10 protein-coding genes and 1 pseudogene are annotated in these 16,925 nt (G+C 60.5%); 10 read left to right on the forward strand and 1 reads right to left on the reverse strand.

Annotation, left to right across the window (positions count from 1 at the left end):
* The first annotated feature begins 266 nt into the window (after window positions 1–266).
* The 10 genes from ACZ6QO_RS36290 to ACZ6QO_RS36335 all read left to right on the forward strand — a co-directional run bounded on the left by ACZ6QO_RS36290 (window position 267) and on the right by ACZ6QO_RS36335 (window position 15,830).
* Entirely contained in the window at window positions 267–1,625 is a 1,359-nt protein-coding gene (locus ACZ6QO_RS36290; protein WP_465857791.1) for a TIR domain-containing protein, read from the forward strand.
* Window positions 1,626–1,766: 141 nt separating this feature from the next.
* Window positions 1,767–2,144, forward strand: coding sequence for a hypothetical protein (locus ACZ6QO_RS36295; RefSeq protein WP_465857793.1), 378 nt, complete (start codon window positions 1,767–1,769; stop codon window positions 2,142–2,144).
* Between the two features lie 691 nt (window positions 2,145–2,835).
* Window positions 2,836–5,274 carry an ATP-binding protein gene (locus tag ACZ6QO_RS36300; RefSeq protein WP_465857795.1) on the forward strand — a complete coding sequence of 813 codons (2,439 nt, stop codon included), beginning with the start codon at window positions 2,836–2,838 and terminating at the stop codon, window positions 5,272–5,274.
* Window positions 5,267–6,955, forward strand: a complete 1,689-nt coding sequence (locus ACZ6QO_RS36305; RefSeq protein ID WP_465857797.1) for a DEAD/DEAH box helicase family protein — start codon at window positions 5,267–5,269, stop codon at window positions 6,953–6,955. Before ACZ6QO_RS36300 ends, ACZ6QO_RS36305 begins: the two co-directional genes overlap by 8 nt.
* A gap of 1 nt (window position 6,956) precedes the next feature.
* On the forward strand, window positions 6,957–7,556 hold the full coding sequence (locus tag ACZ6QO_RS36310) for a hypothetical protein (RefSeq protein ID WP_465857798.1): 600 nt from the start codon (window positions 6,957–6,959) through the stop codon (window positions 7,554–7,556).
* A gap of 356 nt (window positions 7,557–7,912) precedes the next feature.
* The gene (locus ACZ6QO_RS36315; RefSeq protein WP_465857800.1) at window positions 7,913–9,193 is read left to right on the forward strand and encodes a DNA cytosine methyltransferase; all 1,281 of its coding nucleotides are present in this window, start codon (window positions 7,913–7,915) and stop codon (window positions 9,191–9,193) included.
* A gap of 395 nt (window positions 9,194–9,588) precedes the next feature.
* Complete coding sequence (locus tag ACZ6QO_RS36320; RefSeq protein ID WP_465857834.1) at window positions 9,589–10,023, forward strand: very short patch repair endonuclease; 435 nt, start codon at window positions 9,589–9,591, stop codon at window positions 10,021–10,023.
* 424 nt (window positions 10,024–10,447) lie between these two features.
* Window positions 10,448–11,950: an ATP-binding protein gene (locus ACZ6QO_RS36325; RefSeq protein WP_465857802.1), complete on the forward strand. Its 1,503-nt coding sequence runs from the start codon at window positions 10,448–10,450 to the stop codon at window positions 11,948–11,950.
* A complete protein-coding gene (locus tag ACZ6QO_RS36330) occupies window positions 11,947–12,924 on the forward strand; it encodes a PD-(D/E)XK motif protein (RefSeq protein ID WP_465857804.1) in 978 nt (325 codons plus the stop codon). The genes ACZ6QO_RS36325 and ACZ6QO_RS36330 overlap by 4 nt, the downstream gene beginning before the upstream one ends.
* Window positions 12,921–15,830 (forward strand): Z1 domain-containing protein, encoded by a 2,910-nt coding sequence (locus tag ACZ6QO_RS36335; protein WP_465857806.1) that lies wholly within the window; start codon window positions 12,921–12,923, stop codon window positions 15,828–15,830. The genes ACZ6QO_RS36330 and ACZ6QO_RS36335 overlap by 4 nt, the downstream gene beginning before the upstream one ends.
* 519 nt (window positions 15,831–16,349) lie before the next feature.
* On the opposite strand, the pseudogene ACZ6QO_RS36340 reads toward ACZ6QO_RS36335, so the two are convergent.
* Window positions 16,350–16,866 (reverse strand): annotated as a pseudogene (locus tag ACZ6QO_RS36340) (transposase); the annotation flags it as partial.
* Between the last annotated feature and the right edge of the window lie 59 nt (window positions 16,867–16,925).

The following is a 16,925-nucleotide window of genomic DNA, read 5'->3' on the forward strand; positions in this document are numbered from 1 at the left end:
ACACCTGGCTTGCCCGACTTCCGAGCATCTTGGTAGCCATCGACGGGACCCCGTTGGACAGCTCCTCTCTGATTACTATCGAGGGGGTCGAAGGTCCTGTGCCGGCAAAAGATCTCATCAAGTTCCTAGGGAAAACCTTTTTGGTACGCAGTCCCACCCAAGTCCTTCTTACACCTGAAGCACGAGAGTGGCTGGGTGAACGCAGTCCGGATAATTTGATACGGCTTCTCCATCGGCACGTGAGACTTATCGGCGAGCTGCTCCAAATGATCGTCGAGCAGCCACAATCGCACGAAGCTCTCCTCGAGTTGGCAAATGAGCGATACGGCGTTGGGTGGACCGCCCTTGATCAGCTCCGCAAGCGAACCAACTGGCTGCAGCAGCTCGGCTGCGTAGAGAAGTACGATGGCGCAGTCCACCTGACTCTGCATGGCCGCGAGGTGCTCGCAAGCCTCAGATTGGGAATACCAGAACACAGCGATCCTGAGCCTGCAGTCATTGAGCAGCCGACGGGCGTGGTCGGGGAACTGCTATTGAAGCTGAAGCTGCATGGACATGATGCGAGAACCGAAGCCCGAGGCCTATTCTTTCCCTGCCCACGTAGCGACGAAGGACCATTAAGACTGATCCGCGATATTGTAGCTTCAGCGATTCCGTCAATATCAGACAAAGACCTTGATCTGCTCATCCGACATGAGGGTGGTATTGCAAAAACATCAGCTCAGCAAGCACGGAATTCACTTCGAACGCTCGGATTGATCACTCGCACTGGTTCTGAAATTTGGGCTGCCACAAAGGTTGCGCAAGCCTGGCTCGACAGCGACGATCCAATGTGGCTTGCTGTAGTGGCGCACACGCACGTCTGGTTCATTGGCGAGATTCTCCGCGAGCTCCAACCTGGTCCGATGACAGCAAGCCGTCTGGCCCAAACGAGCTCAACATACGGCCGTGAACCCCTTTCCGTCCCAGCGGTTAGAGTGCGGTTGGGGCTACTCCGTGACTGCGGCCTCGTCGAGAAAATCTCGCACCAAGAGTACCGAATCACTCCTGCGGGGCGTGGAGTAGTTCGATTTCTCCCAAGCGCCGAAAAGGTCCACGAAGGCATCGTCCAAAGTGTTGCGTCGCCCAACCAGAGGCGGAGCAGGGAAATGTCTATAGCCAAGCAAGATGAATTTTTCGAGCAGCGAGACGTCTTCATCGTCCATGGCCACAACGAGCACGTAAAGCAGCAGGTTGCCCGCTTTTCTGAGCGGTTGCTTGGCTACACCCCAGTCATCCTACATGAGCAGCCGGATCGTGGCAGTACGATAATCGAGAAGTTCGAGAAGCACGTGTCCGGCGCAACAGCTGCAATCGTACTGCTGACTGCTGATGATGTGGGAGGACCCGTTAGCGGGGCCACTTCACTGCGCGCAAGACAAAATGTGATATTGGAACTGGGCTTCTTCATCGGAAAACTAGGTAGAGCGAGGACTGTGATTCTCTACGAGCCCAGCGTCGAATTGCCGAGCGATCTCAATGGGATGCTCTACATTGAGATCGACCCAGCAGGGGCTTGGAAGAACGCAGTCGCCCGAGAACTCGAAGCCGTTGGCCTCGAGGTCAATCTCAGGGCGCTTCTATAGCAGTAGTCGTAGCGGAACACTAGCACCGACAAGCACAGGATGACGCGGGCTGCCCTTAATATATAGAGCAAGTCTGCGGATGCTAATCACGTGCCCCACTAATTCGCACTTCGGTGCCAGCCTCGCCGAATCTCGGAGCGCGTGACCCCAGATCACACGGCTGCTCTCCGCCACATCACTGTCGACCAGCACCGCGAACTCCTGGTCATCACCGGCTGGCTCACCGCTCTCCTCGGCTGCGTCCACTACGACCTCGGCGAGCGAGAAGAAGCTGAAACCGCCCGCCGCACCGCCTACGAGATGGATCGCCAGATCGGCCACGGCGAACTCATGGCCTGGGCCTACGAGACGTCCGCGTGGTTCGCACTGATCGAAGGCTGCCACGAAGAAGTCGTCACCGCCGCCCGCATGGGGCCCAGCCATCGCCGGCCACACCAGCGCCATAGTCCAACTCACCCTTGCAAGAAGCCCGCGGCCTGGCCCGCATCGGCCACCGCCACAAAGCCGACGAAGCCCTGACGAGGGGCGCCGACACCCTCGCCAAACTCCCCATACCCCAGCAACCCCGACACCACTTCGTCTTCGACCACACCAAATGGCTTTTTTACACCGCCACCGCCTTCACCTGGCTCGAAGACAACGACCGCGCCAAATAACACGCCACCGAAACCATCCAATCCACACCCGCCCCGACCGCACCAGCAACGCCCACTCGCCCACATAGACCTGGGCATCTCCACGCTCGCCGGGACGACCTCGACGCCGCCATAGACTAGGGCGTTGCCGTCGCCGCCATCGAACGCAAGTCTCTAACAGACCTCGTGGACCGAGCCGCAAACCTCGATCACCTTCTCCAGAACCGCCATCAGAGGTAAGCCAAGGCTAAAGATTGCCACGAACGTTTCGTAACAGCTCGGCATGCGCTGTCGTACCGCCATTCAGAGCTTCTCGACATAGCGGGTCGCGCCATAGCGGATGCCCTCCTGGCCAGCACGGCCACGGCGCAGTGTTCAACCGACCATCGCAGGGGACGTCCCGAGCCAACCTGTAGCTCGCGGCAGCGAAACAGCCCCCGGCGCTCGGTCCAGGCGCCGCAGGGAGCAATCACATCCCTGCCGACTTGACCTCAAATGTCGGCGCCGTCGTGTTCACTATAGACGCACGTAAAGCAGCGGCCACGCCACGGCAAGCCCAAGAGCACGGAGGAACCATGACTGACTACCCCGAGGAGGGAGGATCGGAGAGTCTGGACCTCACCCCGGATCCCCGGATTCTGGAGGTCCTGGGCGAGATTCCCTACCAGCCCTGGCAGTGTTTGGCCGAGCTGGTCGACAACTCCTTCGACGAGTTCATCTCCGATCCCGATCGCGACCCATCAGATCCGCCAGCAATCCACATCACGCTGCCCAAAGCTGGCACTTCCCAACGGGACGCCCTGGTGTGTGTGGCGGACAACGGGCGTGGGATGACCCGCAGCGCGCTGGAGAAGGCCCTGCGCGCGGGTTACAGCGGGAAGGGGCGGTTCGGGAGCCTGGGGATGTTCGGCATGGGCTTCAACATCGCGACCGCCCGCCTGGGCAATCGGACTGAGATCAGAACCACCCGGGCTGGCGAGAGCTACTGGGTGGTAACCGAGATCGACTTTCGGGAGATGCAGCGGCGCGCCAGCTTCCACGTCCCCCTACGCTACGCGCCAAAGGACGATCCGGCCCTGCATGGTACGGAGATCACCGTACGTGAACTCAACGAGAAGATGCTGGAGTCGTTGAAGAAGCCGACCACTGTCTCGACGGTCCGGCAGAAGCTAGGGCGGGTTTACTCCTACCTGCTGCGTGACAAGAGTCCTATACCCGAGATTCCCGACGCCGAGTTGGCTGGCAGGGGGATCCCACTGTATCTGCACGGCAGGCGAATCGAGCCGAGGCTGCCGTGCGTTTGGTCTAAGTCCCGCACGGTCAGCCAGCGCGGGCTGGAGATCAGTGCGGTCCAGGTAGTGAACCACAAGCTAAGCGACGCCTATGCCTGCATGCGGTGCGGCCAATGGCACCGGCAGTTCGACGTGGAGCGGTGCGTGCGATGTGACAGTGAGGAGCTGGAGCTTCGGCCCCGTCGGGTACACGGATGGCTGGGAGTCCAACGATACCTGCACGACTCCGAGTTCGGCATCGATTTCCTGCGTCACGGCCGCAAGTTGCTCATCGACGACAAATCACTGTTCACCTGGGAGAATCCCGACACCGGCGAGACGCTTTACGAGTACCCGATCGAGCTCCCCTACAGCCAGGGACGCCTAGTAGGTGAGATTCACCTTGACCACGTCGAGCCTGTCTATCAGAAGACCGACTTCGAGCGAGACACCCGCGAGTGGCGAGACGCCGTGCTGCATCTGCGCGGTGAGGGACCAATGCGAAAGAACAAGGCTAAGGAACGCGGGTATGGAGAGAACGACTCCCCGCTGGGTCTTCTGTTCAGGGCATTCCAGCAGAACGACCCGGGCCTGCGGTGCCTGATCCCCGGCGACGGCCGGCACGCCACCCACCAAACGGCACGTGAGTGGGGGACAAACTTCCACCGCGGACTGCCGGAGTTCCAGACGGACGAGAAATGGTACGAGGCGGCGGCCGCGCACGACGAGATCAAGGATCGGGAGCAGACTGGGGGCGGGCAACGCAAACCTCGACCCCTCCCTCTAGGCCCCGCAGGCGGGTCGGCGCCGGCTGGAGAAGGTGACGATCTAGGTACCCGCACCGGTCTCGACCCGCTGCCCCCAGCGACACCGACCCCCCTCTTCACTCCAGGCACCGCCGCAGACCCCGATCTCGAACCGGACCCGGTGGAGACCGAGGAACAGCGCTACGCGCGCTACCGCGAACACGCTCGGCCAGTTCACGACCTAGAGGGTGAGGTTCATCTAGCCAACTTTGGAAGGCGTCGTGTCCGGGTGTTCGAGACCACCGTCGGCCTCACTGACGCATACGGCAAGACCGTGCCAGTGATCTCCAGGACGGTCGCTGGAATGAACTTAGAGGTCTACGTCAACGGCAACCATCAGGTCTTCCGGGAGTACGGCAAAGATCCCCGCGACTACGCGATCATCGAGATCGCACAAGTCTTGCAGGTACTCGACAACAGCGACATGAAGATCACTGCAGTGGCGGCGGAGGTCACACGTCAGTTCCCCGACCAGCGCACCACTGACTCGGCCTTGCGCGACCGTGCCGAGGCCTGCCTGCGACGGGTGCGTGAACTGGCGCTGCCCATCATCGCGACCCGGCCGGGGGAGATGTGGGCGTCGCTGCCAACCGACGCTAAGACCCGCGCCGAACGGGACGCGTCCCGAGTCGACCCTCGACTGGACTGGATGGCAGCCACGGTCGACGGGCGGTTCGCCGACTACTTGGATGCTGCGGCTATCGGCGTCCTGGTGCGCTTGGAGCCGGGCATCTTCCTGGACGGAGCGGTCTTCTCGACGACCTGGGCGAGTTGGAGCGACTCCCAAGCCCGCGACCGGCAGGTAGCGCAAGTGGCCCGGCTGCTGGAGACCGTCGGCGAGTTCCTGGCCGAGACCGGCCACAAGACGCGCAAAGAGCTGTCGATGACCCGCCTGGCGATCGACATGCTCGATGAGATCGTGACCCGGAATGAGTGAATCCGCCATGGCGCTGTCATTCGTCGACCCCACCTTTCTGCGGGAACTCGGACCTTACGGGTTTACCCGACAGCTTGAGCGGCTGGCCTCGCATTTGGGATTCGCCGACGTCCTGAACATCGACGGTCCGAACGACCAAGGTGGCGACCTAATCGGCACCAGGGCCGGCCACCGGTGGGTGTTCCAGGCTAAATGGAAGTCCTGTGGACCGGTCCCACCGGGCGCGATCGACGAGGTCATCCGAGCCAAGGCGTACTACGGGGCTGACTATGCGGCACTCGTCACCAACGCCCACTTCGGTCCACAGACCCGCAAACGGCAGCGCGAACTCGACAGGGCTGGCATACGCGTCGAACTGTGGTCGGGTAAGGAACTGCTCGACCTGTACGACAACGAGCGATTCACCCTGCCCCGTCTACCCACGCGTACGCTGCGGCCTTATCAAATCCAGGCCTTTGAGAACATGGTCGGCGACATCGACAACACCGGAAGATCGCTGTTGATCCTGGCCACCGGCCTCGGCAAGACGATCGTCTCCGGTGAGCTGATCGCCCGTCACCTCGCGCGAGACCCCGCTGCGAAGGTGCTCGTCGTCGCCCCCACTAAGGATCTGGTCGAACAACTTGAACGGGCGCTGTGGCATCACCTGCCCAAGACCACACGCACGCAGCTCCTGACCGGAGATCACAAACCCGACGATATCCGAGGGGTCACCTGCGCGACCGTCACCAGCGCCTTGGGTTTCGCCCGGAGCGGATATCGCCCCACCCTGCTCATGGTGGATGAAGCTCACCATGTCGGGCAAGCGGGGGAACTGGCTGAACTGCTCAATCTCCTTCAATGCAGCGCGCAGTTCGGCGTTACCGCTACGCCCTGGCGCGGCGACCGGTTCGACATTCGTGACAGGTTCGGCGAACCGAGCTTCACTCTTGGTATCGAGGAGGGAATGCGGTTGGGCTATCTGGCCGAGGTCCGCTATCGCCTCTTCGCCGACAACATCGACTGGGACTTTGTCCGCGCCGCGAGCCGACACAGCTACACGATCAGAGACCTCAACTCCCGGCTGTTCCTCCCCGAACGTGACGAGGCGATCCGCGACCGACTTATCGATGTCTGGCGCACTACGCACCAACCTAGAGCCGTGGTGTTCTGCCGCACGATCGAACACGCCGAACGGATGGCCTCCCTGCTTGGCCAGGTCCCGCAATGGAAAGGCGCCCACGCCGTACACGCCCGACTGGACAAGCGTGAACGACAACTGCGCCTGATGCGCTTTCGCAACGGGGACATACCCATCATCACCGCTGTGGACGTCCTCAACGAGGGCGTGGACGTACCTGACGTCAATATTCTGTGCTTCGCCAGAGTCACCCACAGCAGACGTATCTTCGTGCAACAGCTGGGCCGCGGGCTGCGTCTGCGCCCCGGCAAGAGCCACGTTGAAGTCCTCGACTTCGTCAGCGATATCCGACGCGTCGCCGCCGTCTTGAACCTCAGCGGCAAGGCGGCCGCCGACGAGATAGAGACCCTGCGACTGATCGAACGCGGAACCAGCTTCGAGTTCAGCGACCAACGGGTGGAAAGCCTCATGCGCGAGTGGATCGAAGATGCCGCTAGCCTTGAGACCGCGCTCGATCAAGCACGCCTCCAATTCCCCGCCCCCGAGGTCTTCACCAACTGACATGAGCGAACTCCCCGACAACCTACGACGGCAGGTAGTGGCCGAGGTTTACCGCCAAGCTGGCGAGCTGGACTGGGACGGCCTCACTGACAAGCAACGCTCCATGCACTACGACCGGTGGCTCGACGACCCTCATATCGGCCATCAGCTCACACGCTTTCTCACTCGTGAGCGCGCCCGCGTGTGGCTCAAAGACGTCCCTATGAAGGAGTACGCCCGCGCGCGCAGCGGGATCGGCGTCTACGCGGGCTTGGTCACTGTCCGCCTCCCCAGCCCTGAGCAGATCGCCCAACAAGTACTCGGCGACGGCTGGAGCATGGTGGCCGGAAGCGTCCAGGAGAAGCCGAACCGATGCCTCGTCACCAACGGACAAGAGCGGCGACTGATGATGTGGGGCCCGCCTAAAACTCTTCGCGACCTAGTCTGGGCCGGCATCAACGCCCTGGTAGACGCGCACCACCGGCCGCTTCTCATCGTGGCGACCCCTCAAGGCCAGCGCCTCGACGAAGGCGAGAAACGCCGCCACATCCGTCTGGGCCAGGTTGCTGGGCTCGATGTCCGGCACACCGTTCTACGGCTAATACGCGTTTCCCAACCCTAATCGCCCACCACTACGCCGACAGCTCCCTTGCCGTTCTCAGTCTCCGCCGACGAACGCAGGTCGAGAATAGACTTGAGCGGCAAGGGACCAGGGCACCCTCTCGCAGCCAGCTCTCCCCAGCCACTCGGCCGGGGCAGGGGATTCATCCGCTGAGGATGCCGAGAACGGCAGCGTCGCCACTGCGGCTGGCGCCTCCCGTCGGTTGTGACACGAACTCTTCGCACCTCTTGAACCTGCGGTCGCATACGCACGGGGCTGGTACTTCTCGGGGTCTACTACGTTGGTGAGGTAAAAGAGCACCAAGGGAGTCCTGAGCAAGAGCTGCAAGATCGTCAACTCCGCGGTACGCTTCGGCCATGGTTGAACAGCCTAAATCCACTGCGAAGGACTGGACCAGCGTCGAACTCTTCGCCGGGGGCGGAGGGCTGGCCATGGCCGTCGAGCGCGCCGGCTTCCGGCCACTGCTGTTCAACGAGTTCGATAGGCGAGCGTGCGAAACGTTGATCGCCAACAAGGCGGACCCCTACGAAGTGGATGGCGAGCGTCCACCCATCCCGGCACCCGCTGAGCGTCCACCCCTGATTGTCGGTGATGTCCGCAAGGTCGACTTCGACCACCTAAAGGGACGCGTCGACCTTCTGGCAGGCGGACCGCCCTGCCAGCCCTTCAGCCTAGGGGGCATCGCCAAGGGCGATGAGGACGATCGCAACGGGTTCCCTCACATGTTCCGCGCCATCCGGGAGATGGAGCCTAAGGCCGTCATCTGCGAGAACGTGCGGGGGCTCCTACGCCCATCCTTCCGGCCATACTTTGACTACATCAAGCGGGAACTCTCCCTGCCCTTTGAGGAACGAAAGGATGGGGGTACTTGGCGAGATCACGACGAGGTACTGCGCCAACTGCTGGATACCGACAGCGTGGACGCGCACGAGCGTTACGAAGTCATGCATTTCCCCGTAAACGCAGCCGACTACGGCGTCCCACAGATTAGAAACCGAGTAATCATCGTCGCCTTCCGACGCGATGCGGGTGTTGACTGCGAGCGGTTCAAGGACTTGGTGAGGCCACGTTTCTGCGAGGCCAGCCTGCATGAGGACATGGCCGACGGCTCCTACTGGGAGCGGCACCCTGAAGTCCCCAACGAGGTACGGAAGCGGGTGATGGCCCGAATCCCACAGCAACCGCTAGTGCGAAGTGATGAGGATCGGCCACTGCCCTGGCGCACACTACGAGACGCCATCCAAGGAATCGACGGCCAGAGGCCTCTTCCACCAGTCGAGCACCTCGATCGGAAGGAGCACTACCTCGGCGGGTTCACTGACCACATCGGCTGGCCGGACGCGCGGATCTATCCTGGACATACGCCTAACGAACTGGACCGTCCCGCGAAGACGGTCAAGGCCGGCGTCCATGGCGTGCCGGGAGGCGAGTCGGTAATGCTCCTGGACGACGGTACGCATCGGTATATGACAGTCCGCGAGGCGGCCCGAGTCATGACGTTCCCTGACGATTGGACGATCGCCGGCCCGCGGGGAGAGAAGATGCGGCAGCTCGGCAACGCGGTCCCGGTCTTGCTTGGACGGATCTTCGCCAGCGCGGTGGCCACAGTACTGGAGGAGGCTGAGCGCTCGAAATGATCGTTCCGACACCTTCGGACTCTGGACGGTGGAAGGATGGGCCACCGCCTCCGCAGGCCTGGAAAGGTCTGGCTGGACTAGACCGGGCCGCGCGCACCGCCGAGCAGGATCGGGCTGCGGGCGGAAATGATCGTCGACTGGTGGACCTCGGTGCCGGTCGTACCGCCCGGGCGTCGGTTGAGTTGAAGGTGCTCCCCAGAACGCGCCGCATCCGGGCTTATCTGCGCTGGTCCGATCGCGGGCGGACCCGTGAGCAGTACCTCGGTGAGGTGTCTGAGACGTCTAGGGCGCTGAATCTAGCTCAGGCTTGGCGCCTGGCTCATGAACAGCAGCTTGTGATCAGCCCCGATGTCCAGAACGCCTCGTGGGCCAGCTCACCCGCCGTACGATCCGTGATGAAAGCCAATCGAAGCAGGGACACCAAGCCCGAACTAGCGCTGCGCTCAGCTATTCATCACCTGGGGCTTAGGTACCGAGTGGATGTCCCCCCCGTGCGACATTTGAACCGGCGTGCGGATGTGGTCTTCACCAAAGCGAGAGTTGCCGTGTTCTCCGACGGCTGCTATTGGCACGGATGTCCTGACCACTACAGAGCAGCGCGCCGCAACGACGAATTCTGGAGCGACAAGATCGCTAAGAACCAGGCTAGAGACCGAGATACCGACACGAAGCTCTCCGAGGCTGGTTGGTTGGTCATCCGGGTGTGGGAACACGAGGACCCTGCCGAGGCCGCGGACCGTATCGCCCTCGCAGTGCGTAGTCGCTCCAACCAAGTCCTCGCCTCTGACTCTGACGAGTCCCGGGTACGTGGCAAGTCGTGTCACCCCTAGCTCCTTCCCATCCCACTTCTTAGCCTCAGAGGCAACCGCTAGCTATGGCATCGCCAGCTTGTCTGACAACCATCTGACCTAGGGAAGCGTCCAGCTCAATGTGCCCGTCAGAAGCCCCTTGCGCCGAGTAGCTCGCCCAGCTATGCCCGTACACCTGCCACGACATGCGAGCTGGCGTGTCATCAGAACCGTCAGCCTGACCTCCCACACGGTGGATCATCTGGTCTCATCCGCCATCGCTCGCGATTCCGCCAGCTTGTGGACAGGCGCGTCGCGTCGTGGTCCGTAGAACCGGCGGCGATCAGCGACGAGTCATCGCACAATGTGCTTGAGGAAGTCGTGTGGCATGAGCGGCCGAGTCGACATAGCTCGGGCTGCCGTTCCGGCACGTCAACCTCTACAGTCCAAAGCGGGAGTTCTAGCAATGTCCACCTGGCACGATCAGATCCCGACCGTCGGCTCCATCAACCTGCCCCCCGATCCTCGCGCCCTCGCTGGGCTCGGCCGCAACCACTCCCTGGAAACCGCTATCGCGGACTTAGTGGACAATTCAGTCGATGCGGGAGCGAATTACGTTCTGATACGCCTAGTCCGGGTGGAAGGCCGGCTACGGGCCTTGTATGTTGTCGACAACGGTCACGGCATGTCCGAGTCAACAATCGACGCGGCGATGACAGTGGGGGGACAACGTGCGTATGGTTCCAATGATCTCGGAAAGTTCGGGCTAGGCTTGAAGGCGGCTTCTTTCAGCCAAGCCCGCAGCTTGACCGTAGTATCGCAAAAGCTCGGTACAGCCGCTGTTGGCCGACGTTGGCTCCTGAACGAGGAGCGCGAAGGTTTCCTCTGCGACATCATCCCCGCCGACTTCGCCAAACAGGAGTTAGAGCGGGATTGGCAGATTGCAGGGATGGAAACTGGAACAGTGGTCCGCTGGGACGATGTCACGGGGTTCCCAGCTACCAACCACCAAGCACGGGTCGAGGACTTCATCTCTCGCACGACTAATCTTCTACGAAACCACCTGGGGCTCGTCTTCCATCGGATAATCGAGGCTGGAAAGATCTCGATCGGCATCGACGTCGAGGACATCGATGCCGATGCTCCCGGACCAAGGATAGTTGTGAGTAGCATCAATCCGTTTGGCTACGTGCGATCCGGAAGGGCAGGCTACCCTAAGGTACTCTCGACGGAACTGGGTGACTCCAGGCTGACATTCAAATGTCACATTTGGACAGGCAGATCAACCTCCCCTCAGTTCAAGCTACCCGGAGGCGCAGAAACCCGCCAGGGTATCTACTTCTACCGACGCGACCGCCTGCTTCAGGCAGGTGGAGGCTGGCACGGCATCCACTCTATGGACCGACGGCTACAGCTAGCTCGAGTTGAGGTGGAGATCGACGACGACATTATTCGGCTATTCGCCATGAACCCGGAAAAGTCGAGAGTCAATGTCGGTCCTGAATTCACCCAGTTGGCCGAGCGAGCGGCGGCACATGATGGTTCGACCTTTCATGACTATTTGGATGTCGCCGAGCAGACATTCCGCGAGTCGCGGAAGCGTAGCACCGAGAGACGGAGGATGGCGCCACTCGGGAAGGGTATCGCTCCTGAGCTACGAAAGACCATCGAGCGAGAGGTCCCATTCGACGAGGATGCGGAGCCAATCGACATACGTTGGAAGCGCTTCTCCACCGAGGACTTCTTCGAGATCGACCGGGACCGGCGATCACTATGGCTAAATGAAAAGTACCGCCCGCCAACGCGAGGCGAGCGGCGAAGCGTGAACGACGCCCCGTTGCTAAAAGCGCTATTGTACCTCGTCGCGGAAGATCTATTCCGTGGCGAGTATCTGGGCGCCAGGGATAAGGACAACGTCGAACTGTATCAAGAGATCCTTACTGCAGCGGCCAAAAGCGAGCAGCCGTGATACCCTCGAGTCGGCACATCAGCGCTGACAGCTTCGAGGAATTCGTTCAGCGAACAATTCCGTTCGAACATTGGATACCGGGACAACCGCAGCTGACCCTCTTCATTGATCCCCACCGACAAGAGATTGGTGTCCGAGCTCTGGCTGGCACCAGTCAGCCACATCTCGAGACCGGATTAGAGCATGTACGGCTACGGTCAGTTCAGCGAGGCGTCGATCGTTTTTGGGAGGTCGCGGTCACCGATCCACGCCTGTTCACCGATGCCTATCCGATGCTGTGCGCAGTCGCTGATCGGGTTCAACTCCAAGGATTGAGCATCGAAACGGCATTAAGCGAGACACTTCGCATCCTCGGACGACTCCTCGCACGTACGGACACACTGCCAGTTGAGCAAGAACTCGGCTTGTACGGCGAGCTCATGCTGCTCCTTGGACTAAGCCGAGAAGTGGGACCGCAAGAGGCCTTGATTGCATGGCGCGGCACCGAAGGCGAGGAACATGATTTCGGACTGCGTGGTCACGACATCGAGGTAAAAACCACAAGCGCTGAGCGACGCACTCATTGGATTGGTTCTCTAACACAGCTTCGTCCAACCGGAGACCGACCACTCTGCTTGGTCTCTCATCAGCTGACCAAAGCCGGCTCGTCGGACGACCTCACCCTGCCCGGACTCATAGACCTGGTTCGACACCATCTGGACGGCTACCGCTTCGCCCTTGACGCCCGCCTATACGACGCGGGATGGCGTGAGCCATACAGGGCGACCTGCCGGACTCGTTGGCGTCCAAGAGATGTCTCCGCAGTCTTCACAGTCGACGATGACTTCCCCAGCCTGACTCCGACACGGTTGATCGGAGTGGCGCTGGAACGTATTCCCGATGTCCGTTACCGAGTGGATCTCACGAACCAGCCCGTCGGCGATGCTGTACCCAACTTCCTCCTTAAAGCCCTGAACTGGGAGAAACTCGTATGACCGAAGCATTTCGGAAGGCCTATTTGGGCGCACTAGCCCTCATGGACACCACCGGACCCCGCGACCTCCACGCTGCAGCAACCTTCGCTAACGAGGATTCTTCACTTGTATGTAACGATGTGGCGCTCCGCGCGTATCTAGTCGGCGCACACCCCGACGATGCACTGAGTAAGGGACTTCACCTTCGCCTAGCCACATGGGACAGCGCAAAGGATAACGAAACTTGGGCGAACGGCACCAGCGCGAACACTGAAGAACGCAGGGCAGAGGTTGCTCTGCGGTTGAAAGTCGACGTCCAGACGGCCGCCCTTCTTCGCGAGCGCTTCCCTATCGCTGGCGTGGAAGAGCCTATTACCATCGCCGAACAGTGGGATCCCTGGTACACCGAGTCAATCCGCCGAGAACGATCCTTCTACTGGGATCACTACAGCCGGTTTCTCAACGAGAAGCGTGGATGGGCTCCTGAGGCCATCGCGTCCCTCGATATCGCAACCGACCGCGTGGTCGAGCGCCTTTCGGACCCCACTCGACAAGATGCATATCAAGCTAAAGGCCTCGTCGTCGGATACGTGCAAAGTGGCAAAACGGCGAACTTCACAGGGGTCCTCGCCAAGGCGATCGACGTGGGATATCGGTTGATCATTGTTCTGACTGGCACAACGGACCTCCTTCGCGCTCAGACACAGAGGCGTCTGGACCTAGAGCTCGTTGGCTACGAGAATATCCTTCGGGGCATCGATCCTACCAATCAGGAAGCCCTCGACACAGTCGACTATCAAGACGACCCGGACTGGCTCACCGAAAAGCTCGTCCGACACGGTACCCGTCCATCTGACGCAGGATTCCCCGATGTTCACCGCCTAACAACCCACCGCTTCGATTACAAGAGTCTTCGTCAGGGCATCGCTGCGCTCGACTTCGAGAAAAGAGAGCGCAATCGGCGGTTCTTCGCGCCCGAGAACCTATTTCATAGCGATGCAAGACTCTTGGTAGTCAAGAAGAACGCAACGGTTCTCGGCAAGCTGGTTGATGACTTGAACAAGATAACCGCACGCCTAGGCGAAATCCCGACCTTGATAGTGGACGACGAATCAGATCAAGCTTCGGTGAATACCAGTAACCCCAGGAAGTGGCAGGCCGATCAGGTTCAGCGCACTGCCATAAATCGACTTATTTCAAGGCTATTGGTAATGCTACCCCGCGCCCAGTATGTGGGCTACACCGCTACGCCGTTTGCGAACGTCTTCATCGATCCGAGCGATGCCGAAGACATTTTTCCAAAAGACTTCCTGATATCCCTCAGTCGCACACCTGGCTATATGGGCGCCTCTGATTTTCATGATCTCGACAGCGAATTGGATCCTTCCGAACGCACCTTTGCTAACTCAAATGAAAAGGCTCACGTTCGCTTGCTCACTGCGGACATAGCAGAGGGTGACGATTCGGAGATTCTCGACGCGATGGACACCTATGTCCTCACAGGCGCAGTTAAGGTCTACAGGGAACACTGCGGTTTCCCATTGTTCCGTCATCATACAATGCTGATCCACGAAGCTATGCAGCGAGATGTGCACCGTGAACAGGCTGAGAAGGTTCAGCGGATCTGGAGGCGCGCAGGCTACTTCTCAAGCAGCTCGCGCGAGCGTCTCCGCGCCCTATACGAGGCGGATATTACTCCGGTCATTCAAGCAATAGGCAAAGGAATACCTGCGCCGGCAACCTTCGACGAGCTACTCCCGCATCTAGGGGAGGCCGTATCGCGGATCGGCCATACAGGCAATCCCGTGATCGTGGTGAATAGTGACAAAGACATCGAACAGGATGCTCTCGATTTCGATCGAAACCACGTGTGGCGAATCCTGATCGGCGGTAACAAGTTGGCGCGAGGGTTTACCGTCGAAGGGTTGACCGTTTCGTACTATCGGAGGTTAACCAAACAAGCGGACACCCTTATGCAGATGGGCAGGTGGTTCGGTTATCGGAAGGGGTTCCAGGATCTGGTTCGCCTGTACATCACTCCCGAACTCTATGAGGCATTCGAAGCGATCGTACTCGATGAGGACTACTTTCGTGCCGAGCTACGTCGCTATGCGGACATGATAGATGGGCGGCCACAGGTAACGCCAAAACATATACCGCCGCTGGTAGCGCAACATCTGACTGGACTCAAGCCAACGACTCCCAACAAGATGTACAACGCGGTCCTCACAGAGCGACGATCTCCGGGCCTCCCCATCGAGCCCCGCGGTTACCCAAGCACTGCCGAGCGACAGCATATAAGCGATAATCTCCATAAGTGCAAGCACTTCTTCGAGAGCATCTACAAAAAGGTCCACTTCCGCAGCTCAGAGATCACCTCTTTCGAGAGCTTCGTCGGCCATATGGATCACAAAGAATTGGTGAAAATTCTCTCGGCTCTCTATTGGGCTGACAGTGAGACTATAGGACCGGACCTTCGATGGTTGAGCAGGCTCGATAGCGCGCAGGTCAAGGATTGGGCCCTACTGTTCCCTCAACACGTACGATCCGGACAAGCGCAATCTGCGATCTTCGAAATGGGGCCGTTTAGCCTCTTTGAACGGAAGCGTATTCGGCCTTCATACTTCAGCGCTATCAGCGAATCCAGGCACCGGCCTATCGCTCGTAGGATCGCGGGGTCGGAACCGTCAATCGGGGATAGCGAGACAGATGCCCTAACGACACCCGAACGAGGAGCAGCAATCATCTACCCCGTCATCGAGAAAGGTCAAGTTGTTGGCTCTCCGACGGAGATGGAATCGGGGCTCATTGTCGTCGCGTTCCATCTTGTGGCTCCTAAATCGGCGACCGATCCTGATCGCCGACTCGTCACGTTTACCACGCGCGACAAATCGCGAAGCGAGGCCCCTATCATCAACGTTGCATAGCGGCCGAGCCCTTTTCTCCTTATCTCGTAGGTCACGGACGGCTACAGATGGGCGGTACTGGTAGATAGGCAAAGCTCCTTTTGAGTGCAGATCCGCCGAGCTCACTCCTTCAGGAACTTGGATGCTTTTCTACTGTGCCGCGCTACCTTTGTAGCTTCGGACGCTAAACTTCCCGGCGGATGTCGTTATGGTCCTTACGCTCGCTTCCGGGCTAGGTGCACGCCCTGCAAGTTTTGGTCGCCACCGCAGTCAACGCCGGCAGACGGCGCGCGGTCATCGGCGTCGAGGTCATCGCGGCCGAGTGCGGCGCTGGTTGGCAGCACCTGCCGCGCAGCCTGGTCGCCCGTCGCCTGTCCCGGGGGCCAGCCTGGTGATCTCGACGCCCACACCGCGCGGCCTCGTCAGCGCCGTCGGTGCTGCCCTCCCATGTGCCTGCTGGCAGCGGCGGGCCGCGCCCACTACTGCGCAACCCGCTCACCATCGTCCTCAAATCCGCCCAGCTCACCGCCGAACAGGTCAGCGCCGGGCGAGCGCGTCCAGCCAGGCGAAGTTGTACGGGTCGGCGTCCAGGGCGCGCCTGCGCAAAGCTTCCACCTGCTCGTCCAGCACCGTCCCCATCTGCGAGACCCGGCTGTTGAGAATGTGCTCAATTCTCAGCTACTCCACCAGCTTGTCGACCCGGCGGGTGGATACTCCCACAGCAGGTACAACGTCGCCACCACGCTGATCAGCGCCTGCTTGGCCCGCCAGCGGCGCTACAGCAGCCAGTCGGGAAGCACGAACTCGTTTGAACGTGGGATGGCCAGCTCCACGGTCCCGGCGCGGGTATTTCATACTCGCGGGTCCGGTAGCCAATACGCCGGTCCGTCCGCTCGCTGCTACGCCGTCCGTACCCGGCGCCGCACGGGCCATCGGCCTCGACCGACATCAACGTCTCGGCAATGGTCTTCACCATGGATCGCAACAGATCCGGGGCGCCCTGCTCGATCTGCTTCGCCAGCCAGCCGGCGGGGTCCACACTGTCATCCACGGCCATCGCCTTTCTCCTTCGATCTTGGTCTAGCAACCCGAAGGATCTGTGGGTCTTTCGATGGC

It is taken from the genome of Sphaerisporangium sp. NPDC049457 (genome assembly GCF_055586705.1).

What these genes read in the sequence shown, in the direction of transcription:
- ACZ6QO_RS36290 (WP_465857791.1), top strand. Translation starts at nt 267, where the DNA reads ATGATCGTCGAGCAGCCACAATCGCACGAAGCTCTCCTCGAGTTGGCA.
- ACZ6QO_RS36300 (WP_465857795.1), top strand. Translation starts at nt 2,836, where the DNA reads ATGACTGACTACCCCGAGGAGGGAGGATCGGAGAGTCTGGACCTCACC.
- ACZ6QO_RS36305 (WP_465857797.1), top strand. Translation starts at nt 5,267, where the DNA reads ATGAGTGAATCCGCCATGGCGCTGTCATTCGTCGACCCCACCTTTCTG.
- ACZ6QO_RS36310 (WP_465857798.1), top strand. Translation starts at nt 6,957, where the DNA reads ATGAGCGAACTCCCCGACAACCTACGACGGCAGGTAGTGGCCGAGGTT.
- ACZ6QO_RS36315 (WP_465857800.1), top strand. Translation starts at nt 7,913, where the DNA reads ATGGTTGAACAGCCTAAATCCACTGCGAAGGACTGGACCAGCGTCGAA.
- ACZ6QO_RS36320 (WP_465857834.1), top strand. Translation starts at nt 9,589, where the DNA reads ATGAAAGCCAATCGAAGCAGGGACACCAAGCCCGAACTAGCGCTGCGC.
- ACZ6QO_RS36325 (WP_465857802.1), top strand. Translation starts at nt 10,448, where the DNA reads ATGTCCACCTGGCACGATCAGATCCCGACCGTCGGCTCCATCAACCTG.
- ACZ6QO_RS36335 (WP_465857806.1), top strand. Translation starts at nt 12,921, where the DNA reads ATGACCGAAGCATTTCGGAAGGCCTATTTGGGCGCACTAGCCCTCATG.